Consider the following 26,253-nt stretch of genomic DNA (forward strand, 5'->3'; position numbering starts at 1 on the left):
ATCCGCGCCATTTTCATTTACTGAACCGGCGCCTTTAAGCAGCAGCACGCTGGTCCAGTTGGGAAAGATACGACTTGTGCTTCTTCATGAAGGTTCGCAGCAGCGCCGGATACTCAGCGCTCACAGCCGCGACAACTGACGGACGCTCGCGCAGGCTCTTGCGCCAGCGCGCGATCTTCGGCTTGTTGTCCAAAATCCCGAAATCGCCAATCTCTTCGAAAACATCAAAGTAACGGAATGCCGGCGCGAACACGGCATCGACAAGCGAAAACTTTTCGCCATCAAACCACGGAGCCGCCACTAGGCGCGCTTCAAGCCGCGCGAATTTGTCGGCTGCCTGCTTTGCCTTCGCATTGAAGGTTGCTTCATCGGCCACCGTTTCCAGCCCCCAGATGTCGCCCAGTACAGCAGAGCCGAATTCGATCCATGCGCGATGTTCGGCGCGTGTCAGCGGATCTTTCGAGTGCAGCGGATTGGGCAAGGTTTCTTCGAGATATTCGAGGATAACGGCTGACTCGAAGACGGCCTTGTCGCCGATTTGCAGCACCGGTACCTTGCCGAGCGGCGAAATCTTCAGAAACCACTCGGGCTTGTTGTCGAGATCAATGTCGATCCGCTCGAACGGCACGCCCTTCTCCGTCAGAGAAATCACCGCACGCTGGACGTATGGACATAGCTTGTGGCTGATGAGTTTGAGTGTTTCCGTCATTGATCGGCTCCGGGATTGCGGACATTGCGGATCGCGCGCGTCACCCGGCAGCGCGTCATACGGACCGCGCCACGGGCGCTGAAAATCAGTTGAGTAGCCAGGAACACCGCGTCAGAGAGGAGCATATTGAAAACCTATAAGGATGCATTTGCATCTTTATAGAAGGAGGAGCCCTTCATCGTCAAGTTTCATGCAATTGCATGAAATCACGGTTTCGCGAGGACGCCACCCGTCAGCGGTGCGGCGACACCGGTCGTTCCGGGAAACGTCAGTGGCAACCCTTTGAGGCTGCGAACGGCCATGTAAGCGAAAGCCTGCGCCTCAATGGCATCCCCGGACCATCCGAGGTCAGTGCCGCGCGTGACGGTGGCCGGCGCCAGACGCTCGCCCAGCATCCGCATCAAGGTCGGATTGCTAGCCCCCCCGCCCACCACCATCCAGGTCGCAGGCAATTTCGGCAAAGTCGGCGCGATCAACGCGATCGAAGCCGCCGTGAATGCCGTCAGCGTGGCCGCACCATCTTCCGTGCTCATGCCATCAACAGTCAGCGCCGCGAAATCATTGCGGTCGAGCGACTTCGGTGGTGGCGATGTGAAGAAAGGACGGCTCAATGCGTGCGCAATCCAGTCCTGATCTGCTCGCCCTCTGGATCCTGTCCGGCCATCGCGATCCACTGCTTCACCCGTCCTGCGCAGCATGAAATCGTCGAGCAGTGCATTGCCTGGGCCAGTGTCGCAGGCGATCAGTGTCTCGCCGTCGATGTAGGTGATGTTGGCAACGCCGCCGATGTTAACGACCACTGTCGGTCCTGAACGGCCCAGCATTCGCACCAGCGCGCTGTGATACACCGGCACCAGTGGCGCCCCCTGTCCGCCTCCGGCGACGTCGGCGGCGCGCAAGTCGAACACCACCGGCATGCCAAGTGACCTGGCTAGCGCATGACCGTCACCGATCTGCACCGTCAGTTTCCGGTCTGGGCGATGCAGCACAGTCTGGCCGTGAAAGCCGACGACATCGATGGAGTCGCGAGAGAGACAATGGGCTGTCAGAAAATTCTCGACCGCCTCCGCGTGTGCGCGGGTCACCAGTTGCTCCGCATCCGTCAGAACACCGGGACGCGCACTGCGCTCGGTGACAGGTACTGCATCGGCAAGCGCCTGCCTCAGCAAGGTGCGTTCGCTATCGGTATAGGCGCGATAACCTGTCGGGCCGAACGTTCCGACACGCTCGCCGTCCGTCTCGATCAGCGCGACATCGACGCCATCGAGGGACGTCCCGCTCATTAGCCCAATCGCCTTCAGCAAGGGCCTCTCCTTGAGGGTCAAAATGCCCTCAATCATCGTTTTGCGCGTATTCTGGCCGCAAAACCTGAATATGCGCTTGGTTGAATCCGACGCCGGACCTGATACACCACAGGCCCAAACAAAACGCTAAATAACTGAATCGTCAAAGAGTGCCTCCATGAGCGCCTACCAGTCCGATTTCCTCAACGTCCTTCAGAGCCGGGGCTTCATCCACCAGATGTCGGATGCCGCCGGCCTTGATGCGCTTGCCGCGAAGGGTGATGTGACGGCCTATATCGGATACGATTGCACGGCCTCGTCCCTGCATGTCGGGCACCTGCTGTCGATCATGATGCTGCACTGGCTCCAGCAGACCGGCAACAAGCCTGTCGTGCTCATGGGCGGCGGCACCACCCGCGTAGGCGATCCATCCGGCCGCGATGAGACGCGCAAGCTGCTGACCTACGAGCAGATCGATGCGAACAAGGAAAGCATCAAGGGAACCTTCACGAAGCTGATCAAGTTTGGCGCGGGAAAGAGCGATGCCGCAATGGCCGACAATGCAGAGTGGCTGACGGCGCTCAACTACATCGAAATGCTCCGTGACGTCGGCCGGCATTTCTCGATCAACCGCATGCTGACCATGGACTCGGTGAAGATGCGGCTCGAGCGCGAACAGGAGCTTTCGTTTATCGAATTCAACTACATGATCCTGCAGTCCTACGACTATGTCGAACTGTCGCGGCGCTACGGCTGCAACCTGCAGATGGGCGGTTCCGACCAGTGGGGCAACATCGTCAACGGCATCGATCTCGGACGCCGCATGGGAACGCACCAGCTTTACGCGTTGACGTGTCCGCTGCTGACGACATCCTCGGGCGCCAAGATGGGCAAGACCGCAGCGGGCGCGGTCTGGCTGAATGCCGACCTGCTCAGCAACTACGACTACTGGCAGTTCTGGCGCAACACCGAAGACGCAGACGTCGAACGCTTCCTGAAGCTGTTCACCCTGCTACCGATGGGTGAAATCGCGAAGCTCGCCGCGCTCAAGGGCCAGGACATCAACGAAGCGAAGAAAGTCCTCGCGACCGAAGCGACCGCGCTCATCCGCGGACGCGAAGCTGCGGATGCCGCCTCGGAGACGGCGCGAAAGACCTTCGAGGAAGGCACCATCGCGGGTGACCTGCCAACGCTGGAAATCCCGCGTTCCGAACTCGATGCTGGCGCACCGGCGCTGGGACTGTTCGTCAAGGCAGGCCTTGTGGCATCGAACGGCGAGGCACGGCGTCAGATCAAGGGCGGCGGCCTGCGGATCAACGACGCGCCGGTGACCGATGAAAAGGTGAACCTGACCCCGAAGGATCTGACATCGGAAGGCGTGGTGAAGCTCTCGATGGGCCGCAAGAAGCACGTGCTCCTGAAGCCAGTGTAACTGCCGCCCGTCTCTAGCTTCGGCTGACCATGGTCATCATGGTCGCCGACATGGTGGCGATGAGTTTCTCGCGGCCGTCATTGCTGGCATAGGCATGGCCTTCCGAGACGACAAGCGTGCGTCCCGGCTTCACGACATTGCCGACAAAGCGAAACGTCTGGCCTTTGGCGGGCGCCAGCAGATTGATCTTGAACTCGACGGTGAGGATATCGGCGTGCGCAGGCATCAGCGTGTAAGACGCAAGCCCGCAGGCGGTATCGAGTCCAGCAGAAACGACGCCACCGTGCAGGAAGCCGTTCTGCTGCGAGAGTCTCGCGTCATACAGCATCCGTAATTCAAGAGCGCCCGGCTCGATCCTGGCCAGCGTAATTCCAAACGTTCCCAGCGCCGGCTGATTTGCAAACGTCCTCCGTACCCGCTCTTCGTAGTCGGGATCCTGAACCTGAAATGCGCTCATTGCTGATTGGGGGCGACAAGATCCGCAGGAACGCCCTGCTTGCCAGTGTTGAAGTCAAATATCTTGCGGAACACGCCGGGCGCCATCGCCGAAATCGGATTAACCCGCAAAACAGGCGCGCCGGGTGTTCCAACCACTTCATATGTAATGCCGATCAGGCCTTCATTGCTGCCGCCACCGAGGAACAGGCCGACGATCGGAATCTGCCCGAACATGTTGTTCAGACCATAGAGCGGGACGAACGTGCCGCTCATCTTCACCTGATTGACGGGATAGTCGATAAGCCCCTCGATGGTCGCACCGATCGTGGGGCCGCGAAGCACGCCGTCCTTGACCCGCAACTGGCCGCTCTGGCGCGTGAACTCCGCGCGCATGCCGGAGAACCCGACGCCCTGCGAATTCGCTCCCGGCGCGTTGGCGACAGCGCGATCAAGCGCCGCCTCACCCTTGATCGTAAAATCGCGGACGTTCAGCAGCCCCTCCTGTGGCGACGTATCCGACGTCGGCGGATCAACCGCCAGCCACATCTTGCCGCCATTCATCTTGGCGTAGGTGTCGGTGAAACGGAAAAACGCACCAGCGTCGTTCGTTTCGAGATACATCACGTCACGTCCGTGCGCCCGCCCGCGCAGGTCGCCAATCACCGGGGTGTCGCGGCCAAGCTTGCCGCTGAGCGAGAACGACTTGATCGCTCCGCCGCGGCGCGTGAGTTTCAGATCTATGCTGCGAACCGCCTCGCCATAGAAGCCTGCAAGCGCTCCAAGCTTGGCGTCAATGTCGATGTCGAAACTCTTGGACCTTTCCTTGGTGTTCTGATCCCTGCCCGACATCGCGCTCTTGATAAAGCCGCGGCCATCGAACACCTCGCCCCGCATCGTGACCTTCAGCGTCCCGTCAGGTGCGCGCTCGGCCTTCAAATTCGCCTTGTCGCCTTCCGAAGGCGAGAACGTCGGGAAGGACGCATTGACGAGATCGTTCTTGTCATCAACTTCGAGCGAACCCTTGATCTGCGTCCCATTTCCTTCGACGACAATGTCCTCGAAGCGCGTTCCCTGAGGCCTTTGCACGACGGTAAAGGTCATCTTGGTCGTTTTGCCCGCAACCTTGGTCCAGCCAGGCAGCAGGTTGTCGATGCGCGCGGCGGTCAGATCCGCTTCGACGCCAAAGCGATTGTCGCGGTTGTCACCTTCGCCGCCAGCAATCTTGCCGGTAAGTTTGATGGGAATCGCGCCGCTCAGACTCGGTCCCAGATCGACGCCGAGGCGCGCGCGGGCAGCATCGTCAAGGGTCGCCGAAACACGCACATCGGCGTCGCCTTCGTTGTTCTTGCGATAATCAAGCGCCGCGGGTTGTCCGCCGATCTTGACGTCACCCTTCACCCGATAGCCCTGATTGTCGGCGACAACTTTCAGCGAACTGGCTTCGAGCTTCTGGTTCATCGCCAGCTTGTCGACGGCCAACGCGCCAAGATCGAGATTGATGGAGTAAGTCGTGTCAGCCTTGGTCAGCGCGTTCTTCAAAGGCATCGCGAGCGTCACGATCGCGGATACCGTTCCCTTGCTCGAATTGGGATCGATCACCGTATCGCCTGCTTCTCGCAGCCGTTCAGACTGCAGAACTTCGGCAGCAGCCGGCACCGGACCATCGATCCGGAAGCGCACCTTGGTGGGCGCGGGCTTCGGCGCGAGATCAGGCACCTCGAATGTTAGATCGGAAATGTTGAGCCGTCTGCCGGACGGCGTATCGACGGCACCCTGCCCGACATTGATGTTGACGGTCCGTCCGCTCACCCGACCTTTCATGTCGGCGTCGCGAACCAACGGCATGTCATCGACCGGCTTGATGGTCAGACCGCTAGCCAGGAAATTCACCGACAGACCATCGTCAGGAATCGGCGGCCCGCCACGGACGAGCGTATGGATCGGCGCATTTACGGCAACGTCGAGCCGCTGGACCGTTCCACGATCAACTCGCTCGGTGATCCACTCACGGACTTCCGGCACGATCAGCACGGGCCAGATACGCTTCAGCACGGAAACCGGCATCGGCGTTGCTGCCATCCCGAGCGTCAGCCGCGGCTCGCCGGAATAATCGATGCTTCCTGAACCGGCGATACCAATCTCGCCGTTGCTGATGTCGCATTGAGTCAAAAGCACGCGTCGATTTTCGGTGTCGAAGCGGAGGCGAATAGCAATGCGATTGAAGATCGACGGTGCTTCGCCAGGCCCACCAGCCAACAGAATCGTTCCGCCGCTCAGTCCAAGCTGCCAGTTCGGAATGCTGTCGTTGGGTGGTTCGAGATGCGCCAGCAAGGTAATGCGATTGGCCCCCGCGTAAACATGAAACGGAGCGACCATGACGCGCCGCCCGGAATCCCATTCAATGCGCGCATCGGCATGGTCGATCACCATCGGGTAGTCGGGCACGTTGAGATCGACAATCGTGCCCTTGCCCGCAACGATTTCGCCACGGAAATAAGTGGGAAGCCCGTCCCGGCCGATCTCGCCCTTGAACTCGCCGCTAAGCGGCATGTCCGCTGCGTAAGTAAAATCCTTCAGCCGGGCTGCAAGCAGCAGATTGTTGGTGGGAACCTTGTTCGCGCTGATGTCGATCGATCGCACGCCGTTGGATGGTGCACCGACCGCGACCTTGAGCTCCCAGCCGTTCTTGCCTTCTTCGCCGACACTGAGCGCAACACCGCCACCGACCGGACGCCGCAGGCTCAGGCTGATGTTCTTGAAGTTGAGGACGCCGCCGTTCCGCTGATCCTCGACCGTCAGCACGCCATTTCGCAATCCGATTTCGTTGAGACTCTGACCGTCGAGCCCCTTGGCGCTGAGGCTGTCGAGCCAATCAAGCGCGGCTAGCAGTCCGCTCGTTCCATTCGAAGCCGCAACGGATGAGGCTGGAGCGACGGGTGCAGGCGATGCCTGAAACGGCAAAGGTGTTGGGCCGGACGTCGCCTGCGGTGCCGGTTTGACGGCAACCTTGCCGGTTGCGAGCGGGCTGTTGCTCTGCCCCGTCGATACAATGACGCGGCCGTCGGGTGTGATCCGTACCGCAAGTTCCGCACCCACAAGACGGAGCGTTTCAGCCTGGAGTCGCCCGGTGAAGAGGGCCATCCCGGAAAGTCTCACTTCCGCTTTTGGAGCGCTCGCAACGATGTTGCGGTCGTGATCCCGCACGATGATATCGCGCAACCGGACGGCGATTTTGATCCGGCCAGCGCGCTCGATCTGCGTACCTCCGACTTCAACGGTATGATTGTGTCCAAGATTTTCCTCGATCGCGGAGGCCAGCCATGGCGTCACGATGTCGAGATTCACCGGTCCGGCACCAAGCCGCAGCCACAACACGCCGAACGCTACGGCGAAGACAACGCTCAGCGACATCAGGACAATCGCGGTCCGCCCAGCCCATCGACTGCCCGCGATCCCTCGGCGCAATCCGCGAAACCCGTCAGTGATCCGGTGAATTCCGATGCTGGGCCGATTGAGAAGTTTGACCGCCCTGTCGCACGCGGCAGCGTCATGGTGATTCCATCCGGAATCATCCCAATGCCGGTGCTCGTCTGCAGCCTTCGCAAAGGCTTTCTGGGGCTCTGATCTCGGCATTGCCTCTCGTAGTGATCGTCAGCCTGGTCGCGCCGCCGGGCGTCAAAGCGTCAAATTGGAGACTCGCTCCGTCGGAGTACTGCCAGACTAAAGGTCCAGCCTTGGTTTTATTGTATTGTGTGTCGTTCGACCGGTGGCCTGAGAGAGTCGCAGATTCATTAAATTAAATTAGCTAACCACCATACCTCGGGGACGTCAGATTTGCCCAGCCGAAGAAGGCGGCCTTAGTGGTCTGGTCGCGGTTCTTGCGAATCCCAAAATACCCCGCTGAAAGCGACGAAAGGAAGGCGTATGTCCAAGAAAACGCGTAAGAAATCCTCCAAATCGACCTTAAAAGCCGGGGGCGCAAAGACCAGGACCGCCAAGCGGGTTGCCGCGAAGGCATCGACCGCATCCACAGCCCGTAAGTCCGGCAAAGGAGCCAAGGCCAAACGTGGAACAGCGAAAGCCGCCACGACAGCAAGAACGTCCGCCAGCGCCTCTAGCCGCGCCAGCGCGAAGACCGCATCGGCCAGAAAGCCTGCGGCATCTGCGAAAAACAAACCCGTTGCGCCACCGGTCCGCATGGTCGGAACGCTGGTTGAGGGCAAACCTGCGCCTGCGTTTTCATTGCCACGCGATGGCGGACAACTCGTCTCTCTGGAGGCCTATGCCGGGCGAAAGCTGGTAATCTTCTTCTATCCGCGCGCGGATACCCCTGGCTGCACGCTTGAAGCCGTCGCCTTCAGCCGCCTCGCCAATGCCTTCGCGTCGGCACAGGCGGCTATTCTCGGCGTCTCGGCCGACCCGGTGACCGCGCAGGAGCGTTTTCGCGACAAGCACGAACTGACGGTCCCCCTCGTATCGGATGAGAAGCTCGGAATGCTGAAGGCCTATGGCGTCTGGGGCGAAAAATCGATGTACGGCAAGACGTTCATGGGAATTACTCGGACAACGGTTCTGCTCGACACCAGCGGCATAATCACAAGAGTCTGGCGCAACGTCAGGGTCGATGGCCACGCTGATGAGGTGCTGGCGGCCGCGCGGGTCGCTTAAGGAATTAAGGATCGTTTTCCGAAAATTAACCATGAAAGGTTCAAATCGGCTTCTGTAATTGAGCCGCCCGGAGTGCGTTCCGGCCGGCGCGGGAGTGCTGATGTCGAACCGTTCCGCCCACTATTCCGAACATGCCCAACACCACCACGTCCATGCCAGGGCGCCACAGCGACGCCCGGCGCATCATCGTCCGGACCGCAACGGCTACACCATCGTCCATCACGGTAAGGCGGTGCGCTTTGGGCCAGTGGTATTCTGGATCGTGGCCGGATCGATTGTCATCATGGGCGCGTGGTCGGCGGCGACAGCGACCTACTTCGCCTTCCGAGACGACGTCCTGACCCGGCTCATCGCCCGCCAGGCCGACATGCAGTATGCCTATGAAGATCGCATTGCCGAACTTCGCGCACGTGTCGATCGCACCACAAGCCGTCAGTTGCTCGACCAGGAACAGTACGACCAGAAGCTCAATCAGATCATGCGGCGGCAGGCGCTGCTCGAATCGCGAGCAGCGGCCCTCAACACCATGCCCGATACCGCTCCCACCGGTTCGATCAAGCCGACGGCGCGCGGCGCACAGGCGACCGATGCAGGCAACACAACAGGAATCCCAAAGCCCTCACCGATCAACGACACTGTGATCTTTGTCACACCGCCGGACCGTGAGGCCCGTCTTGAATCGCGAACGCCGGCAGTCGTGCAGCCGCGCACCGACTTTGCGAAATCTCAGGGCGTCGATAGCGCGTTGTCGAATCTCCAGAACGCACTGGATAAGGTTGAAGGCCGTCAAACGGCTGCCCTCAGCTCCGTGGAAGGCAGCTACGAGTCGCGGATGCGCCGCATGCGCGGCGTGATCACCGACCTTGGACTGGACATCGCGCAGCTCGAAGCCGCCGCTCCCAAGGGCGGAATGGGCGGACCGTTCATACCAGTGACCAAGCCATCATCTGACGCCAGCGCGTTCGACCGCCAACTGTACCGGATCAACCTAAGCCGCGCGCAGGTCGATAAACTCACGCGCACCCTGTCGCTTGTGCCGTATCGTAAACCGGTTGTCGGCAATGTCGAATTCTCATCCGGCTTCGGTGTCCGCAGCGATCCCTTTCTCGGCCGCCCCGCGATGCACAGCGGCCTCGACTTCCGCGCATCGACCGGCGATCCCGTCCGCGCTACCGCCAGCGGCAAAGTCGTTACCGCGGGATGGAGCGGCGGCTACGGCCGTCTGGTGGAGATTGACCACGGCAACGGACTGTCGACGCGCTACGGGCACCTGTCGGAAATCAACGTCAAAGTCGGGCAAGTTATTGCCCTCGGTCAAGTAATCGGCGCGGTCGGCTCGACAGGCCGATCCACTGGCCCTCACCTGCATTATGAAACGCGGATCGATGGCGACGCCGTTGACCCCCAGAAATTCCTTCGCGCGGGCGTCCGCTTGACCCAAGGATAGACTGGTTCAGTTCAACCCTGATCGGCCGAACACACGAAAGACGCGTCCATCGATCACCAAAAGCGCACTCGCGATAACGAGCGCGCCGACGATCTCACGGGCTTCGATCCTCTCACCCAGGACAAAATAGCCAAGCAGGATCGCGCTGACGGGAACAAGAAGCGTCACGAGCATCACGTTGCTTGCCCCGGAGCGCGTGATGATCTGGAAGAAAAGGATAAACGCGAGCGCGGTCGAGAGCGATGCAATACCGAGAATTGCCAGCCACGTGATCAGTCCAGGCATTTGCAATTGCCAGGGGCGATCGAAAATGCTCGCCAGAACGAACATCATCAGGCTCCCCGAAAGTAGTTGAAAGGTCGCGGACGCGATTGGCGGAGAACCTGCCAGTTTACGCTTGGCCCACAGCGCGGAGAATCCGAAACAGATCGTGGCGCCAAGACACAGCACGATGCCGATGCTTTGCCGGGAGTTGATGTCGAATTCAGCCCCCTTCAGAATGATGACGCCGCAAAGGCCGAGCAGAACGCCCGCAACACGCCGGAGGATGAGCTTCTCCTCGCCGAACGCCGACGCAACCAGAACAGTGAAAACCGGCGTCGTCGCATTCACAACTGCTGCCGTACCACCCGGAATGTAAGTCTGCCCCATCACAAGCAGCGAAAACGGGATCACATTGTTGATGAGCGCCATTACCACGTAGGGCCACCAGCCTGCGATACCAACGGGAAACCGGACTCGATTGATCCAGAGCACAGGCAGCAGGATCAGTGTCGCAATCGACAGACGAAGACAAACCAGCGTCAGCGGCGGCAGCTCCCTCAGCGCAACACTGGTAAAAAAGAACGTTCCGCCCCAGAGAACGGACAGGAAGACCAGGCGCGACCAATCGCGCTCGTCCATTCTCATCTCGATTTCGGGAAGTCTCTCTTGCACGACTGCCATGGCCACATGGCATATGCGGAGACCGGGTGCAAAACCACCCGTTTCCGGACAACCCGGCTCCGCGCTCGGTATATTTTCAAGCGAGACGGGTACCGGTTCGCATAAAGAAACGCGATAAATCGAAGACTCTAGTCGACGTCCTCAATCGCCCCGGGCGTGGTGCCGAATGCCTTCTGCGCCAATGTCGCTGCCATGAAATCATCCAGATCGCCGTCGAGTACACCCTGGGTGTCGGAGGTCTGCACGCCGGTGCGCAGATCCTTCACCATCTGATAGGGCTGCAACACATAGGATCGGATTTGATGCCCCCAGCCGATATCGGTCTTGGCGGCCTGATCGGCGGCGGCCTTCTCTTCGCGTTTCTTCAGTTCGATTTCGTAGAGACGTGCGCGCAGCATGTCCCAGGCCTGCGCCCGGTTCTTATGCTGCGAGCGGCCCGCCTGACAGACCACGGCCACCCCGGTCGGAATATGTGTCAAACGCACCGCGGATTCGGTCTTGTTGACATGCTGGCCGCCCGCGCCGCCAGAGCGCATCGTATCGGTGCGCACGTCGGATTCCTTGATGTCGATCTTGATGCTGTCGTCGACCACCGGAAAAATCGCGACGCTCGAAAATGACGTGTGCCGCCGGGCGTTGGAATCGAACGGCGAGATTCTCACCAGCCGGTGCACCCCCCCTTCCGTCTTCAACCAGCCGTAAGCATTGTGACCGCTGATCTGGATTGTCGCGGATTTGATACCCGCTTCTTCGCCTTCGGTCTCTTCAAGGTACTCGACCTTGAAACCGCGCTTCTCCGCCCAGCGCGTATACATGCGCAGCAGCATCGACGCCCAGTCCTGGCTTTCGGTGCCACCAGCACCGGCATGGACTTCAAGATATGTGTTGAATTTGTCGGCTTCGCCCGACAGCAGCGCTTCCAGCTCCTGCTTCGCGACGTCCTTCTTCAGCGCCTTCAGCACATTCTCGGCTTCGAGAACGACACCCTCGTCGTTCTCGGACTCGCCAAGCTCGATCATGCCGATCTGGTCTTCGAGCTCGCGCTCGATCTTGCCGATGCCGGTGAGCTGCCCCTCAAGCGAGGTGCGCTCCTGCATCAGCTTCTGGGCTTTCTGCGGATCGTTCCAGAGATTGGGGTCTTCTGCGAGAGCGTTCAGTTCGGCGAGGCGCGCCGTGGCAGCATCGACGTCAAAGATGCCTCCTCAGCAGCCCGACTGACTGCTTGATCTCTTCAACAAGGCGTTCAATTTCAGGACGCATGGGATTTCCGGCTTGCGGGAGCACCGCGATTCAAAAGACGTGAGGGATGTAGCGGCTGACGGCGGCCAGCGCAACTTGACGCGTCGGCTAATACAGGCCGCCGGTACCAGGCCGGAAGATCGCGCGATCTGCATCCGGGGAGACGCCGGGTGAGCGCCCGTCAGCATCTGCCACACCAATAACAGAGTAATTGTCTGGCGGCGCGGTTCCGGGCTTGAAAGCTTCGAGGATGGTTCTGCCGCCGTCGCCCGGTCCAGCGCGCATGCCGGACTTGGCATCCACACGAATCAGCTTGATGCCTGCGGGCACGCGGAAAGGAACCGCAGGCTTGTCGGCAAGAGCGAGCTTCATGAAGTCTTTCACAACCGGCGCGGCAAGATGGCCGCCAGTGCCGCCCCTGCCAAGATTCCGCGGCTTGTCGTAGCCGATGTAAACACCGACCACGAGATCCGGCGAGAAGCCGATGAACCACGCATCTTTCTCATCGTTGGTCGTGCCCGTCTTACCGGCAATCGGCTTGCCGACCTCACGCAAGATGGTCGCCGTGCCGCTTTGCACCACACCCTCCATCATCGACGTGATCTGGTAGGCGGTCATGGAATCCAGCACCTGCTCGCGACGATCGACCAGCGATGGCTCGGGCTGGTTCTTCCAACCGTCACCAGCGTCGCAACCGCGGCACTCGCGTTGATCGTGCTTGAAGATGGTATGACCGTAGCGATCCTGAATGCGATCGATCAGCGTCGGCTTCACCCGCTTGCCGCCATTGGCAAACATCGAATAGGCGGTGACCATGCGCATGACAGTCGTCTCGCCAGCTCCGAGCGCGTAGGACAGATAGTTCGGCAACTCATCATAGATGCCAAAGCGCTTGGCATACTCGCCAATCAGCGGCATGCCGACATCCTGCGCGAGGCGCACCGTCACCGTGTTCAACGACCTGATGAGCGCATTCCGCAGCGTGGTAGGTCCGTAGTACTTCCCGGTCGAGTAGTTTTCCGGACGCCACACACCGGCGCCCTGCCCCTGATCGATTTCGATCGGCGCGTCCACGACGACTGTTGATGGCGTGTAGCCGTTATCCATCGCCGTCGAGTACACGATCGGCTTGAAGGACGAACCCGGCTGGCGATACGCCTGCGTCGCGCGATTGAACTGGCTCTGATCGAAGGAGAAGCCGCCGACCATTGCAACAACGCGGCCCGTCCACGGATCCATCGCGACCATGGCACCGGAGACTTCCGGTGTCTGGCGGAGCCGGTACTGTCCCTCGACCTTGTTGCCGTCCTTGTCGAGCAACGGATCTACATAAATCACGTCGCCTGGTGCAAGCACCTGCGTCACCGCGGTCGGCGTCTTGAAGCGCGTCGGTCCGGCTGCCGCCTTCGCCCACTTCACGCCGTCCAGCGAAATCAAACCTGTTTCGCGGGTCTTGGAGACTGCACCGCCAAGCTCGCGGCCAGGCTGAAAGCCGATCCGCGCCGACTGCTCGCTCGTTTCAAGCACAACAGCCATCCGCCACGGCGAAATGTCGGAGAGCGATTTGACCTCTGCAAGCTTCACGCCCCAGTCGCCGCCGATGTCGATCTTATGCGGCGCGCCGCGCCAACCCTGGGCCTCGTCGAACTTGACCAGCCCGGCCACCATCGACTTGCGCGCCATGATCTGAAGTTTGGGGTCAAGCGAGGTGCGCACCGAAAGGCCGCCTTCATAGAGTTTCTTCTCGCCGTAACGTTCGAAGATGTCGCGACGGACTTCCTCCGCAAAATATTCCCCGGCGAAAATGTGCGCCGCGTTGGAGCGGCTGGTGACGATCATCGGCTCCTTGCGGGCGGCGACGGCATCGACCTGCTTGATCCAGCCGTTTTCAACCAGCCGGTCGATGACATAGTTTCGGCGTTCGATGGCGCGATCGCGGTTGCGGACCGGATGAAGGCTCGACGGCGCCTTTGGCAACGCCGCCAGATAGGCGGCTTCCGCGATGGTGAGTTCGTTCACTGACTTGTCGAAATAGACCAGCGACGCAGCGGCAATGCCGTAGGCGCTCAGGCCGAGATAAATTTCATTGAGATAAAGTTCGAGAATCTTGTCCTTGGTGTAGGTGCGCTCGATGCGCATTGCCAACAGCGCTTCCTTGATCTTGCGATTGAAGGAGACTTCGTTGGTCAGAAGGAAGTTCTTCGCGACCTGCTGAGTGATCGTGGACGCGCCCTGCGGGCGGCGGTTGGAACCGTAGTTCTGCGCGTAGAGAACTGCGGCGCGGGCCATACCGGTGAAATCGATACCGCCGTGCTCGTAGAAATTCTTGTCTTCCGCCGCAAGGAACGCGTTGATGACCGGCTTCGGGATGGCCTGGATCGGCAGATAGAGCCGGCGCTCCTTGGAGTATTCGCCGAGCAACGATCCGTCAGCGGCGTGCACGCGCGTCATCACCGCCGGCTCATAGTCCTGCAACTGGGAATAGTCCGGCAGATCCTTCGAAAAATGCCAGATCAGTCCCGCCGCTGCTGCGACGCCGACAAGGAACACGATCGTTCCGGCCGCAAACAGGAAGCCCATGAACCGCAACAGCAACCGCATCGTCAGTATCCGTCCTTAAGCGTCTGGCGCGATCACCCGAGGCGCACGACCGGGCTTCCGAACCGAACTATACCATTCGCCATTCGCATGGATCGATTCTGGTCTCTTCCCAACCCAAAATTCTATAGAGCCGCCGCTGTGGCCAAACTAGGGCCTCGGCGACAATTGCCCTGCGAATTCAAGCCGAAGGCGCTTATTTCGAAGGACCTGCGGAAATCACACGTTTTCCAAGAAAGGCATCCACGGCCTGGGCAACGGAACCGACCGTACGCGACCGCCAGTTCTCGGACACCAGATGCTGGAGGTCGTCCTTGTTCGAGACGTAACCCAGCTCGACGAGGACAGAAGGAACGTCATGCGCCTTGAGGACCTTGAAGCCCGCCGACTTGAGCGGGTGCTTGTGCATACGGGCAACGTTCTTCATCTCGTTGACGAGAGTCCGGGCAAAGCGGTTTGAAAATGCTCGTGTCTCGCGCTGAGTGAGTTCGATCAGGATATCGGCCACTTCCGCCGGCTCTTCCGTCAAATTAACACCCGCGATTGCGTCCGCCTTGTTCTCGGCCTCGGCCAGCTTTTCTGCTTCCGCGTCAGAGGCGCGATCCGAGAGCGTGTACACCGTCGCGCCCTGCGCATCGCCTCCCCGTTTGGGCAGTGCATCGGCGTGGATCGAGACAAACAGCGACGCCATATTGGAACGGGCGATCCTCACGCGTTCGCCGAGCGGAATGAAGGTGTCGTCATCGCGCGTCATGACGACCCGGAATTTGCCGCCCTTTTCGATCCTGTCCCGCAAAGCCTTGGCGAAATCCAGGACAAGCGTCTTTTCGGCTTCGCCGGTCGCAGCCTGCGTTCCGTTATCGACGCCCCCGTGACCGGGATCGATCACGATAACCGGGCGGGAATCGGCGGGTTTGCCGGGTCCCATCGCGCCGGTCGTTTCAACCGCAGTCCCCGAGGCATCGGCGACGATGGCCGGACGTAGCTGAAGCTTTTCGTCGCCCGCATGAGAAACCTTGAAGGCGGAGCGCTCCACGGCGGCCAGTTCGACCACGAGCCGCGGCGGCTGCCCGTTCGCTGCATCGATCACATAGGCCTTCTCGATTTTAGCCGGACCGGCCAGGTCGAAGACAACACGCGATCCGCCGGGCATCACGAGACCATAGCGAAATGCCCGGATCAGTCCGCGGCCGGTCGTCCCGGTGCCGGCCGGCAGATCGAAGGTCACCTGAGGAATGTCCACGACGACGCGGTAGGGATCGCCGAGCACAAAGGCCCGCACATCAATCTTGCGATCGATATCCAAAATGAAGCGGGTCTGCTTGTTGTCGCCCGCCACGCGCACGCCGGAGGCGACTGGAAAGGCAGGCGCAACTGCCAGCTGTGGTGACTGAGATTCGATGGCCCTAGCGGCAGGAATCGTGAAGCACGACAATGCTGCGGCGCACATCTGAGCAGCCACCAACAATGCGCGATATTTCATGTGGCTTGTCACCAAATTCGCAGCTCCGGACACCTCATACCGCAATAGAACCGCACAGTTAACGGCTGCTTACCGGGCAAGGAACGATTACGGCGCTGTGTTGCAGCGCTGTGACGCTTCCCTTGCCAGAAACCACCATTCGACGTATGTATGAGGTGCTGACGGTTTAAACTTACGGTTGTGTCGCGTTCAGCTTCCCGGTGCAGCGCCGGTTCCTCTCATTCAATTAAGAGGTTCCAGCGTACCTTCCGACCCTCCACAGCCAGTGCAGTGCGCGGCTGACGCGGAGCGGCGGTTACCAGCCCGAGCGGCTACCCTCATAACCGGCAACCGCTGCTGCAAGGCAGCGGACATCCAGAACCAGCGCGAACCGCTGGCGACGTCGGCGGCAGGATACGGCGGCACTTTGCCGCCCATTGAATTAGACGGGCCGACGCTTGATGCGCCAGACTCTATTGCCGAACGGGATCTGTGATAAAATCCCATCGACGCCAGCATCGATACGACGCGAATCTTTTCCGCGTCGCGTTTCGCTGACGTTGCAATCGGCACGGTGCTTCGGGCGGCGTTTTGGCCTTCCCCTCACCCCCGAATCAGGTGAACCGTTACGTGACCCGGCTACGCGCCTAGCGCTGCCCGCCGAACGTCCCGTTCGCCGTCAAGAGCTCAAAAATGCCCAACAAAATGTTGATCGATGCCACCCATCCGGAAGAGACCCGGGTGGTCGTGGTCCGCGGCAATCGCGTCGAGGAATTTGATTTCGAGTCTGCCCAGCGCAAGCAACTGCGCGGCAATATCTATCTCGCCAAGGTCACGCGGGTAGAGCCATCGCTGCAGGCCGCCTTTATCGAGTACGGCGGTAATCGTCACGGCTTTCTCGCCTTCAGCGAAATCCATCCTGATTATTACCAGATCCCGGTCGCCGATCGTCAGGCCCTGATCGAGGCAGACGAGCGCGCGCATCGCGAAGCCGAGGAGGAAACGGAAAACCGTTCCAACCGCCGGCGCTCTCGCCATCGCAGTTCACGACGCCGCAATAGCGGCGAGCGCGTGCAGAGCGCCATTGTCGAAGGCGCGAACGTGGAGACTGATGCGCAAGCGCAGCCGGATACGGCACAGATCGGAGATCATGCGCCCGACCATCCGCATGACGTGGAGACGATGCATCATGAACATGGTCACGACGAACATGGCGAGCACGGCCAGGATCAGCACGGTCGTGAACAGCACAGCCATGGCGATCATCACCATGACGATCATACGCATGGCGACCACGATCACACAGCACACGATCATGACGACCGTTCGCATGAGGCGGACGCACCTGTAGCCCACGATGCGCCTGTTACATCTGCCGGTGACGAAGCGGCGACTCCTCACGATCATTCGCACGACGAGCATGCACACGACGATCAACCGCATGAACATCATGCGCATGACGAATCTCAAGACACAGAAGCCGCTCTCCGCGATGACGATCATTCGGACGAACACCACGCCGACGATGCTGACGACGATGACGAGGGCGATGAAGACGGTGACGACGCCGAAGAGGAAGTCGTCGAGTCGGTCGGCGGCGACGACGTGCTGGAGGAAGTGCCGGAACGCGCTTTCCGCCCGCGCCGCCAGTACAAAATCCAGGAAGTCATCAAGCGCCGCCAGGTGATGCTGGTTCAGGTCGTGAAGGAAGAACGCGGCAACAAGGGCGCTGCGCTTACGACCTATCTCTCGCTCGCCGGCCGCTACGCCGTGCTGATGCCCAACACCGCGCGCGGGGGCGGCATCAGCCGCAAGATCACCTCGGCGCAGGACCGCAATCGCCTGAAGGACGTGGTGCAGGATCTCGACGTGCCGGAGGGCATGGGGATCATTCTGCGCACCGCCGGCGCTTCGCGCACCAAGCCCGAGATCAAGCGCGACTTCGAATATCTGATCCGGATGTGGGAAACCGTCCGCGACACCACGCTGAAATCGCAGGCGCCCACCCTCGTCTACGAGGAAGGTTCGCTGATCAAGCGGTCGCTGCGTGACCTCTACAATAAGGAAATCGACGAAGTCCTCGTCGCCGGCGAGACTGGCTTCACCGAGGCACGCGATTTCATGAAAATGCTGATGCCGACCAATGTGCGGGCGGTAAAACAATATCGCGACGGTCAACCCTTGTTCTCGCGCATGGGAGTCGAGAGCCAGCTCGACGCGATGTTCTCACCGACGGTCACTCTGCGATCCGGCGGTTACATCGTTATCAACCAGACCGAAGCGCTGGTTTCCATCGACGTGAACTCGGGCCGCTCTACCCGCGAGCACCACATCGAGGACACGGCACTCAAGACCAATCTTGAAGCCGCCGAGGAAGTCGCACGACAGCTCCGGCTGCGCGATCTTGCCGGCCTGATCGTCATCGATTTCATCGACATGGACGAGAAGCGGAACAACCGCTCGGTCGAGCGCAAGCTCAGCGACTGCCTGCGGCAGGACCGTGCCCGCATTCAGGTCGGCCGTATCTCGCATTTCGGCCTGCTTGAAATGTCGCGCCAGCGTATCCGCGCCAGCGTGCTGGAAAGCTCCACCGAGCCATGCCCGCATTGCGGCGGCACCGGCCACGTCCGCTCGGTATCGTCCGTCGCGCTGCAATTGCTGCGCGGCCTCGAAGAAACCCTGATGAAGGGCCCAACGCACAATCTCACGGTGCGCACGCGCACCGACGTCGCGCTCTATGTGCTGAACCACAAGCGTGGCCACCTGCGTGATCTTGAAAACAGCTTCAAGGTGACGCTGGCAGTCATCGCCGATCCAACCATCAGCGGCCAGCAATCCTTTGTCATCGATCGTGGCGAAGCCGTGCATACGCTGGAAGCCGCCAAGGCAATCCTGGCTGCGCAGGTCGCGGCGTTCCCGGCTGCGGTCGAGGACACCTACGAGTACGAAGACGACGAAACGTTCGAAGCCGAAGCCGAGTTTGAAGGCGACGATGAAACCGAGGGCGCCGAGGCTCAATCCGCCGACGCCGCTCCTGCCGCTGAAGGCGAAGAAGGTCCGCGCCGCAAGCGCCGCCGCCGCCGCCGTGGCCGGGGTGAAGCCCGTGAAGGCTCTGCTCCGTCCGACCAGAACGCCGCCCAGGAATCTGCATCGCAGGCCGAAGCCACGGGCGACGACAGCGACGAAGGTGACGACGAGCAGGACGATCAGAACGGCGAACAGCGCGCCGACCAGAACGCAAACGGAGAGCGCCGTCCGCGCCGCCGTGGCCGTCGCGGTGGCCGCCGCCGGCGTGGTGGCAACGAAGCCGGTTTGACCGAAGGCGCGCAGCCCGGAGAGGGAATCGTCTCGACGATCGCCGACGACCTCGGACCACTGCCTGAATCCGAAGCTGCCGAAGCGGTCGCCGATCTGTCGGCGCCGGCAGAGCCCATCCGCGAGGAACGCCCTGCTCCTGCACCATCTCCCGAACCCGTGTCACACCACATTTCGACGCCGGAAGAGGTCGAGGCAGCTCCGCGCAAGCGTTCGACCGTCCGCGAGAAGGTGAGCTTCTTCTTCGGCGAAACGCCGAAAGCTGAACCGGAGCCGGTCCCGGTTCAGACGCAGAGCGAGCCAACGCCTTCCGAACCGCAGAGTGAACCTGCCCAGCCGCGCCGCGCGGGCTGGTGGTCACGCCGCGGCGAGTAACAATAAGGTTCAAAACGAAACCGCCCGCTTCACAGCGGGCGGTTTCTTATTGCCGCGTTGTTACCCGGTCGCCGATCAACCCTTGGCCAGCCAGCGGGTGATCCGCGCCACTGCTTCAGCGATTTCCTGCGTTGAACGTGAATAGGAAAAGCGAACGAACGACTTTCCGTGAAATGGATCGAAATCCACGCCGGGCGTTGCTGCGACATGCGCCTGCTGCAGCATCGCCTTGGCGAACTCTAAGCTGTCGGAATTGAATTTCGAGACATCCGCGTAGAGATAGAACGCACCGTCCACCGGCAGGAATTCCGTCAGGCCGACTTTCGGCAGCCCCTCGATCAGGATGCGGCGGTTTTCCTCATAGCCGTGCTTGATCATATCCATCTCGGCACAACCGTCGAATGCGGCTTCGGCGGCGATTTGCGACAGCGTCGGCACTGAAATCGAAAGGTTCTGCTGCAGCGTCTCAACGGACCGCGCCAGCCGGTCGGGCACGACGATCCAGCCGACACGCCAGCCGGTCATGCAGAAGTACTTCGAGAACGAATTGATGATGATCGCCTCGGAGGACAATTGCGCAGCCGTCACTGCCGGAAACGCATAATCGAGGCCGTGATAAATCTCGTCGGAAATAAACCGGATGCCTGCGCTGTCCGCCGCAGCGATCAGATCGGACATCGCCTCGCGCGTCATCATGGTGCCGGTCGGATTGGCAGGGCTGGCGACCAGCACACCTTTTAGCGGCGTCTTGCGATGCGCCTCAAGCAGCATCTCTCCGGTCAAGGCATGCCGCGTAGCGCTGGTGGTTTCGATCAGAACCGGTTCGCATCCGAGCGCGCGCAGAATGTGACGATACGGTGGGTAGCCCGGCGACGTGATGGCGACCCGGTCGCCCGGCTCAAACGCCGACAGGAACGCAAGAACAAACGCGCCCGAGGAGCCTGTCGTGATAACGATGCGGGCGGGATCGACATCCTGGGCGTAGGTTTCACGGTAGTGACGCGAGATACGCTGCCGTAGCGACGGGATACCTATGGCCGCGGTGTAGTCGATCTTCCCGACGTCGAGCGCCGCGCGGGCGGCAACAATAGCGGTCTGCGGCGCAGGCGCAGCCGGCTGCCCAACCTCCATGTGAATCACATTGCTACCCTCCGCCTCGATTTTGGCGGCAGCAGCCATCACATCCATCACCATAAATGGCGGAACATTGCCCCGCCTTGAGGGCACCAAAAGGCCTTTTGCCTTGTCTCTGAGCGTCACATCGAGCATGAAATCTGCTATTCCCCGGGGGACGGCGACGTGCAGGAAAAGCATCGACGCTGTGCCGTTGTACCGCCGCATTCGGCGTCTTGTTAGATCATAATTTAGCACCCTACAGGCCGCTGCTCCATTGCCAAGCCCGCTGACCAAGCCATGACAAATGACCACTTGACCCTGCCAGCCGAGGGCCCGTGCATCCGCGCTCCCGCAGGACAAGTCGGAGGGTTCCGTCCCGCGCAATCATTCGCGCGGCGCGCGACGGCGGTCGTCACCGCCGCAGCGCTGCTCGTCGCATCATGGCCGGTTCACGCGCAACAAGGCGGTGGTGGTCCTCCGCTGCTGCGCGACGCCGAAACAGAGCAACTGCTGCGCGACTACACCCGCCCGATCCTGCGCGCGGCCGGACTCGAAAAACAGAACATTCAGGTCGTCATCATCAACGACTCGACCTTCAACGCATTCGTTGCCGATGGCCGCCGAATTTTCGTCAACTACGGCGCACTGCGCGAATCCGATACGCCCAATCAGATCATCGGCGTGCTCGCGCACGAAACAGGACATCTGGCCGGCGGACATCTTTCGAAATTGCGCGAACAGATTTCCCGCGCGCAAACGCAGCTGATTATCGCCATGCTGCTCGGCCTCGGCGCCGCGGTCGCCGGCGCACGTTCGGGTGCAGGAAGCGCCGGCGCCGCGGCTGTCGCCGCACCGCAGGCCGCCATCATGCGGACCATGCTCTCCTATCAGCGGCAGCAGGAAGAAAACGCAGACAAGGCCGGAGTGAAATTTCTCAACGCCACCAGCCAGTCGGCCAGGGGCATGTACGAAACATTCAAGCGCTTCTCCGAGCAGAGCCTGTTCGCGGCGCGCGGCGCCGATCCCTACAACATGTCTCACCCGATGCCCACTGAGCGCGTCAGAGCCTTGGAGGAACTGGCGAGATCGAGTCCGTATTGGGACAAGAAGGACGATCCGGCCCTGCAGCTTCGTCACGACATGATGCGCGCCAAAGTGTCCGGATTCATGGAACGCGCAGACACTGTGAACCGCCGCTATCCGGCGTCGAACGACAGTCTGCCCGCGCGCTATGCCCGCGCCATCGCCACCTATCGTCATGGAGACTTGCGCAACGCCCTCTCCCAGATCGACGCCCTGATCCGCGTTCAGCCCAACAATCCCTATTTTTACGAGTTGAAGGGTCAGGCCCTGCTCGAAGGCGGCAAGCCCGTCGAGGCCATCGCACCTCTGCGTAAGGCGGTACAACTGTCCAACAACGCCCCGCTCATCGAGATGTTACTTGGCCAGGCCTTCGTGGCATCCGAGAATAAGGCCTACGCTGAGGAGGCCATCAAGATTCTGCGCGCCGCGCTGATACGGGAACCTGAGGCAGCGCTTGGATACACGCAGCTCGCAATGGCTTACGGCCGCAAGGGGGATTATGCGGAAGCCGATCTGGCCTCGGCCCAGGCAGCCTTTCTACGCGGTGATCAGAAAACAGCGCGAGACCTCGCCTCGCGCGCGAAGACGAGATTCGCTATCGGCACACCCGGCTGGGTCAAGGCCGACGACATCGTTAACACGAAGCCCATAAAGAATTGAACTCCGGCATTGCACCGGTCCACACAGTCCGAAGGAATACTCATGATCTCGCTCCGCTCTCTTGCTCCCTTCGCCTTCGCACTGGTGTTGGGTCTGCCCACCGCCTCGCATGCGCAGTCGTTCAACGACGCTCAGCGCAGCGAGATTCAAAAGATCATCAAGGATTACCTCGTAGCCAACCCAGAACTGCTTGAGGAAATGTCCGCAGAATTGCAGAAGCGCCAGGCTGTTGCTGAAGCGGAAAAGCACCGCGCCGCTGTCCAACGTAATGCGGAGCTGATTTTCAACTCCCCACGCGGCGTCGTTGTCGGCAACCGCGATGGCGACGTGAATTTCGTCGAGTTTTTCGACTACAATTGCGGCTACTGCAAACACGCCATGGCCGACATGCTTACGCTGATGAAGTCTGATCCGAAGCTGCGTGTCGTGCTGAAGGAATTCCCGGTGCTCGGACCAAGTTCAGTCGAAGCCGCCCAGGTCGGAATCGCGCTCCGCATGCAGGATCCGACAGGCAAGAAGTATTTCGATTTCCACCAGAAGCTGTTGAACGGACGCGGACAGGCTGACAAGGCGCGCGCCATGGCGGCCGCGAAGGAGGCCGGCGCCGATATGGCCAGGCTCGAAAAGGACATGACCAGCCCTGAAATCAGCGCGACCCTGAATGAGAACTTCAAGCTCGCCGAGGACATGGGGCTCAACGGAACGCCGAGCTATGTCATCGGGAAGGATGTCGTGGTGGGCGCCGTTGGCGCGGAGGGGCTCGCCAAGAAAATTTCCCAGGCCCGCTGCGGCAAGGCGACCTGTTAGGCCGCAACCGGACCGGAGGCTTGCGGTATCTGAAGGCCTCCGGGAACATCCGTTAATTTTGGTTAACCAACGATTTCCAGCCTCCGATCGGCCTTTTCGGGCGATTTCTGAACGATTTGGCAGGGGACGGCGAAGCCGATCAGGCTTCCCTCCCGGCCTCAGGTTGCCTATAAACCGGCCGAAGCCGCGCGCGCCGCATCATTTCGCCGACATTGCTGGGTTTGGTTTTCGGATGGCAAAGACGATCTACGTGCTCAACGGGCCGAACCTCAATCTGCTCGGCACCCGCGAGCCGGAGACCTATGGCCATCACACGCTGGCCGACGTGGAAAAGCTCTGCCGCGACAGCGCTGCCCTTTATGGCCTCACTGCGGATTGCCGCCAGTCGAACCGTGAAGGTGAGCTGATTGATTTCGTCCATGAGGCGGGCGCAAAGAAGGCCGCAGGCATCATCATCAATGCAGGCGGATATTCCCATACCTCGATCGCGCTCCACGACGCTCTGATCGCGGTCAAGCTCCCGACGGTCGAAGTTCACGTGTCCAACATCTTCGCGCGTGAACCCTTTCGTCATCACTCCTTCGTCGCATCGGCAGCCGTGGCAACGCTGTGCGGCTTCGGAATTGACGGCTATCGCCTCGCGATCAGCGGCCTCGCCGCCAGGATCGGCGCCAAGGCGAAAGCCTGATCGCCTGTTTATCAGTTAGGAAAGCTCCGGATTTCACATGGCCTCTTCGCCGAAAGAACCGTCCACTCCCAAACAAAAGCCAGCCGACGAGCGCGAGCTCATTCGCGAACTGGCGATGCTGCTCGATGAAACCAATCTGACGGAAATCGAGATCGAGCGCGCCGGATTGCGCCTGCGGGTTGCGCGTAACATCAGCATCGCGGCAGCCGCACCGGTCGCCTACCAACCCGCACCCACCGCAGTTGCTCCGGCATCAGCACCTGTTGCGTCGGCGACGTCCGCCGACATCTCGAAGCATCCCGGCGCGGTCCCCTCGCCGATGGTCGGCACCGCATATCTTGCGTCCGAACCTGGCGCGAAGCCGTTCATTGACGTCGGCAGCAAGGTCAAGGTTGGCGATACGCTCATCATCATCGAAGCGATGAAGACGATGAACCAAATCCCGTCGACGCGCGCCGGCACCGTCACGCAAATCCTCGTCGAAGACGGCCAGCCCGTCGAATTCGGCGAGCCGCTCGTCATCATTGAATAATCGTTCTCACCGTCAGGCGCTGCGATGTTCGACAAGATCCTGATTGCCAATCGCGGCGAGATTGCATTGCGCGTGCTGCGCGCCTGCAAGGAACTCGGCATCGCGACCGTTGCTGTGCATTCGACGGCGGACGCCAACGCCATGCATGTCCGGCTTGCCGACGAAAGCGTCTGCATCGGACCGCCGCCTGCCAAGGACAGCTACCTGAATGTACCGGCGCTGCTCGCAGCGTGCGAAATTACCGGTGCCGATGCGGTTCACCCCGGCTATGGATTTCTGTCGGAGAACGCCCGCTTCGCTGAAATCCTGGCCGACCACAATCTGCATTTCATCGGCCCAAAGGCCGAGCACATCCGCCTGATGGGCGACAAGATCGAAGCCAAGAAAACCGCCAAACGCCTTGGCATTCCTGTTGTGCCCGGCTCTGACGGTGGCGTCGGCCCCGGTGACGACGCCATGGCGATCGCCAAGAAGATCGGCTTTCCCGTGCTGGTGAAGGCAGCGGCCGGCGGCGGCGGACGCGGCATGAAAGTGGCCCTGACCGAAGCCGACCTGATGCTTGCGCTGTCAACTGCCAGCAACGAGGCCAAGGCCGCGTTCGGCGACGGATCGGTCTATCTGGAAAAGTATCTCGGCAAACCCCGTCATATCGAAATCCAGATTCTGGGCGATGGCCGCGGCGGTGCGATCCATCTCGGCGAACGCGATTGCTCTCTCCAGCGTCGTCATCAAAAGGTTTGGGAAGAAGGCCCCTCGCCGATCCTGAACGCAGCCGCACGCGCGAAAATCGGCGAAACCTGCGCCAAGGCAATGCGCGAGATGCAGTATCTCGGCGTCGGCACCATTGAATTCCTTTACGAGGACGGCGAGTTCTATTTCATCGAAATGAACACGCGCATCCAGGTCGAGCATCCGGTGACCGAAATGATCACCGGCATCGACCTTGTGATCGAACAGATCCGCGTTGCCGCCGGCGGCGACCTGCCCTGCACGCAGGAAGAGATCGTCATCAACGGCCATGCGATCGAGTGCCGGATCAATGCCGAGAACCCGGTGTCCTTCCGGCCCTCGCCGGGCAAGATCATGCAGTATCATCCGCCCGGCGGACTGGGCGTACGGATCGATTCAGCCGTGTATCAGGGCTATGTCATTCCGCCCTACTACGACTCGCTGGTGGGCAAACTCATCGTCCATGGCAAAACCCGTGGCGAGTGCCTGATGCGGCTGCGGCGCGCTCTGGACGAGATGGTCGTGGACGGCGTCGAAACCACCCTGCCGCTGTTCCGCGGGCTGGTGCGTGAGCCCAGCATCATCGACGGTGACTACCACATTCACTGGCTCGAGCACTATCTCGCAGCCGGCGACACCAAGGCGTCCTAAGGCCCGGTTCTCGTTGAAATCCTAAGTTCCAGCGATGGAACTAAATTCCTATTTGCGCGTTATTCCGAACCTAAGC

At 60.7% G+C, this 26,253-nt stretch carries 19 protein-coding genes; 9 read left to right on the forward strand and 10 right to left on the reverse strand.

Annotation, left to right across the window (positions count from 1 at the left end):
- Positions 1-34 precede the first annotated feature (34 nt).
- The 3 genes from BN32_RS06205 to BN32_RS06210 form a co-directional block, all read right to left on the reverse strand.
- A complete protein-coding gene (locus BN32_RS06205; RefSeq protein ID WP_019197261.1) occupies positions 35-709 on the reverse strand; it encodes a glutathione S-transferase family protein in 675 nt (224 codons plus the stop codon).
- Complete coding sequence (locus tag BN32_RS28045; RefSeq protein WP_019197262.1) at positions 706-834, reverse strand: hypothetical protein; 129 nt, start codon at positions 832-834, stop codon at positions 706-708. Before BN32_RS28045 ends, BN32_RS06205 begins: the two co-directional genes overlap by 4 nt.
- An 81-nt stretch (positions 835-915) precedes the next feature.
- On the reverse strand, positions 916-2,013 hold the full coding sequence (locus tag BN32_RS06210) for an anhydro-N-acetylmuramic acid kinase (RefSeq protein ID WP_082773513.1): 1,098 nt from the start codon (positions 2,011-2,013) through the stop codon (positions 916-918).
- A 157-nt stretch (positions 2,014-2,170) separates the two neighbouring features.
- Between BN32_RS06210 and tyrS the strand changes: the two genes are divergently transcribed.
- Positions 2,171-3,424 carry a tyrosine--tRNA ligase gene (gene tyrS, locus BN32_RS06215; RefSeq protein ID WP_019197264.1) on the forward strand — a complete coding sequence of 418 codons (1,254 nt, stop codon included), beginning with the start codon at positions 2,171-2,173 and terminating at the stop codon, positions 3,422-3,424.
- 13 nt (positions 3,425-3,437) lie between these two features.
- Here tyrS and BN32_RS06220 read toward each other — a convergent pair whose 3' ends face one another.
- Together BN32_RS06220 and BN32_RS06225 are read right to left on the reverse strand one after the other, a co-directional pair.
- A complete protein-coding gene (locus BN32_RS06220; protein WP_019197265.1) occupies positions 3,438-3,881 on the reverse strand; it encodes a PaaI family thioesterase in 444 nt (147 codons plus the stop codon).
- Positions 3,878-7,495, reverse strand: coding sequence for a YhdP family protein (locus tag BN32_RS06225; RefSeq protein ID WP_040425508.1), 3,618 nt, complete (start codon positions 7,493-7,495; stop codon positions 3,878-3,880). The genes BN32_RS06220 and BN32_RS06225 overlap by 4 nt, the downstream gene beginning before the upstream one ends.
- A gap of 291 nt (positions 7,496-7,786) precedes the next feature.
- Between BN32_RS06225 and BN32_RS25990 the strand changes: the two genes are divergently transcribed.
- Together BN32_RS25990 and BN32_RS06240 are read left to right on the forward strand one after the other, a co-directional pair.
- Positions 7,787-8,530, forward strand: coding sequence for a peroxiredoxin (locus tag BN32_RS25990; protein ID WP_082773512.1), 744 nt, complete (start codon positions 7,787-7,789; stop codon positions 8,528-8,530).
- Between the two features lie 100 nt (positions 8,531-8,630).
- Positions 8,631-9,977 (forward strand): peptidoglycan DD-metalloendopeptidase family protein, encoded by a 1,347-nt coding sequence (locus tag BN32_RS06240; protein ID WP_040425510.1) that lies wholly within the window; start codon positions 8,631-8,633, stop codon positions 9,975-9,977.
- Positions 9,978-9,983: 6 nt separating this feature from the next.
- Here the strand turns inward: BN32_RS06240 and BN32_RS06245 are convergent, their stop codons facing one another.
- From BN32_RS06245 to BN32_RS06260, 4 genes are all read right to left on the reverse strand, one after another.
- A complete protein-coding gene (locus tag BN32_RS06245) occupies positions 9,984-10,880 on the reverse strand; it encodes a DMT family transporter (protein WP_019197272.1) in 897 nt (298 codons plus the stop codon).
- 170 nt (positions 10,881-11,050) lie between these two features.
- Positions 11,051-12,182, reverse strand: a protein-coding gene (gene prfB / locus BN32_RS06250) for a peptide chain release factor 2 (RefSeq protein ID WP_152343789.1) whose coding sequence is annotated in 2 segments (ribosomal slippage) — positions 11,051-12,112 and positions 12,114-12,182 — 1,131 coding nt in all. Because the reading frame shifts where the segments join, the coding sequence is not laid out codon by codon here.
- A gap of 87 nt (positions 12,183-12,269) precedes the next feature.
- Positions 12,270-14,762, reverse strand: coding sequence for a penicillin-binding protein 1A (locus tag BN32_RS06255; RefSeq protein WP_019197274.1), 2,493 nt, complete (start codon positions 14,760-14,762; stop codon positions 12,270-12,272).
- A gap of 193 nt (positions 14,763-14,955) precedes the next feature.
- Positions 14,956-16,242, reverse strand: a complete 1,287-nt coding sequence (locus tag BN32_RS06260) for an N-acetylmuramoyl-L-alanine amidase (protein WP_019197275.1) — start codon at positions 16,240-16,242, stop codon at positions 14,956-14,958.
- A 672-nt stretch (positions 16,243-16,914) separates the two neighbouring features.
- Between BN32_RS06260 and BN32_RS06270 the strand changes: the two genes are divergently transcribed.
- Positions 16,915-19,911, forward strand: coding sequence for an Rne/Rng family ribonuclease (locus tag BN32_RS06270; RefSeq protein ID WP_019197276.1), 2,997 nt, complete (start codon positions 16,915-16,917; stop codon positions 19,909-19,911).
- A 75-nt stretch (positions 19,912-19,986) separates the two neighbouring features.
- Here the strand turns inward: BN32_RS06270 and BN32_RS06275 are convergent, their stop codons facing one another.
- On the reverse strand, positions 19,987-21,180 hold the full coding sequence (locus tag BN32_RS06275) for a pyridoxal phosphate-dependent aminotransferase (protein ID WP_019197277.1): 1,194 nt from the start codon (positions 21,178-21,180) through the stop codon (positions 19,987-19,989).
- 144 nt (positions 21,181-21,324) lie between these two features.
- On the opposite strand from BN32_RS06275, the gene BN32_RS06280 reads away from it, so the two are divergent.
- From BN32_RS06280 to accC, 5 genes are all read left to right on the forward strand, one after another.
- The gene (locus tag BN32_RS06280; protein WP_040425516.1) at positions 21,325-22,770 is read left to right on the forward strand and encodes a M48 family metalloprotease; all 1,446 of its coding nucleotides are present in this window, start codon (positions 21,325-21,327) and stop codon (positions 22,768-22,770) included.
- A 42-nt stretch (positions 22,771-22,812) separates the two neighbouring features.
- Positions 22,813-23,577 (forward strand): DsbA family protein, encoded by a 765-nt coding sequence (locus tag BN32_RS06285; RefSeq protein ID WP_019197279.1) that lies wholly within the window; start codon positions 22,813-22,815, stop codon positions 23,575-23,577.
- 232 nt (positions 23,578-23,809) lie between these two features.
- The gene (gene aroQ, locus BN32_RS06290; RefSeq protein ID WP_019197280.1) at positions 23,810-24,265 is read left to right on the forward strand and encodes a type II 3-dehydroquinate dehydratase; all 456 of its coding nucleotides are present in this window, start codon (positions 23,810-23,812) and stop codon (positions 24,263-24,265) included.
- Between the two features lie 37 nt (positions 24,266-24,302).
- Complete coding sequence (gene accB, locus BN32_RS06295) at positions 24,303-24,797, forward strand: acetyl-CoA carboxylase biotin carboxyl carrier protein (RefSeq protein ID WP_019197281.1); 495 nt, start codon at positions 24,303-24,305, stop codon at positions 24,795-24,797.
- 24 nt (positions 24,798-24,821) lie between these two features.
- A complete protein-coding gene (gene accC / locus BN32_RS06300; RefSeq protein WP_019197282.1) occupies positions 24,822-26,177 on the forward strand; it encodes an acetyl-CoA carboxylase biotin carboxylase subunit in 1,356 nt (451 codons plus the stop codon).
- Positions 26,178-26,253 lie beyond the last annotated feature (76 nt).

Origin of the sequence: Afipia birgiae 34632 (assembly GCF_000308295.2) — a bacterium.
In the GTDB taxonomy this organism is placed as follows: domain Bacteria; phylum Pseudomonadota; class Alphaproteobacteria; order Rhizobiales; family Xanthobacteraceae; genus Afipia; species Afipia birgiae.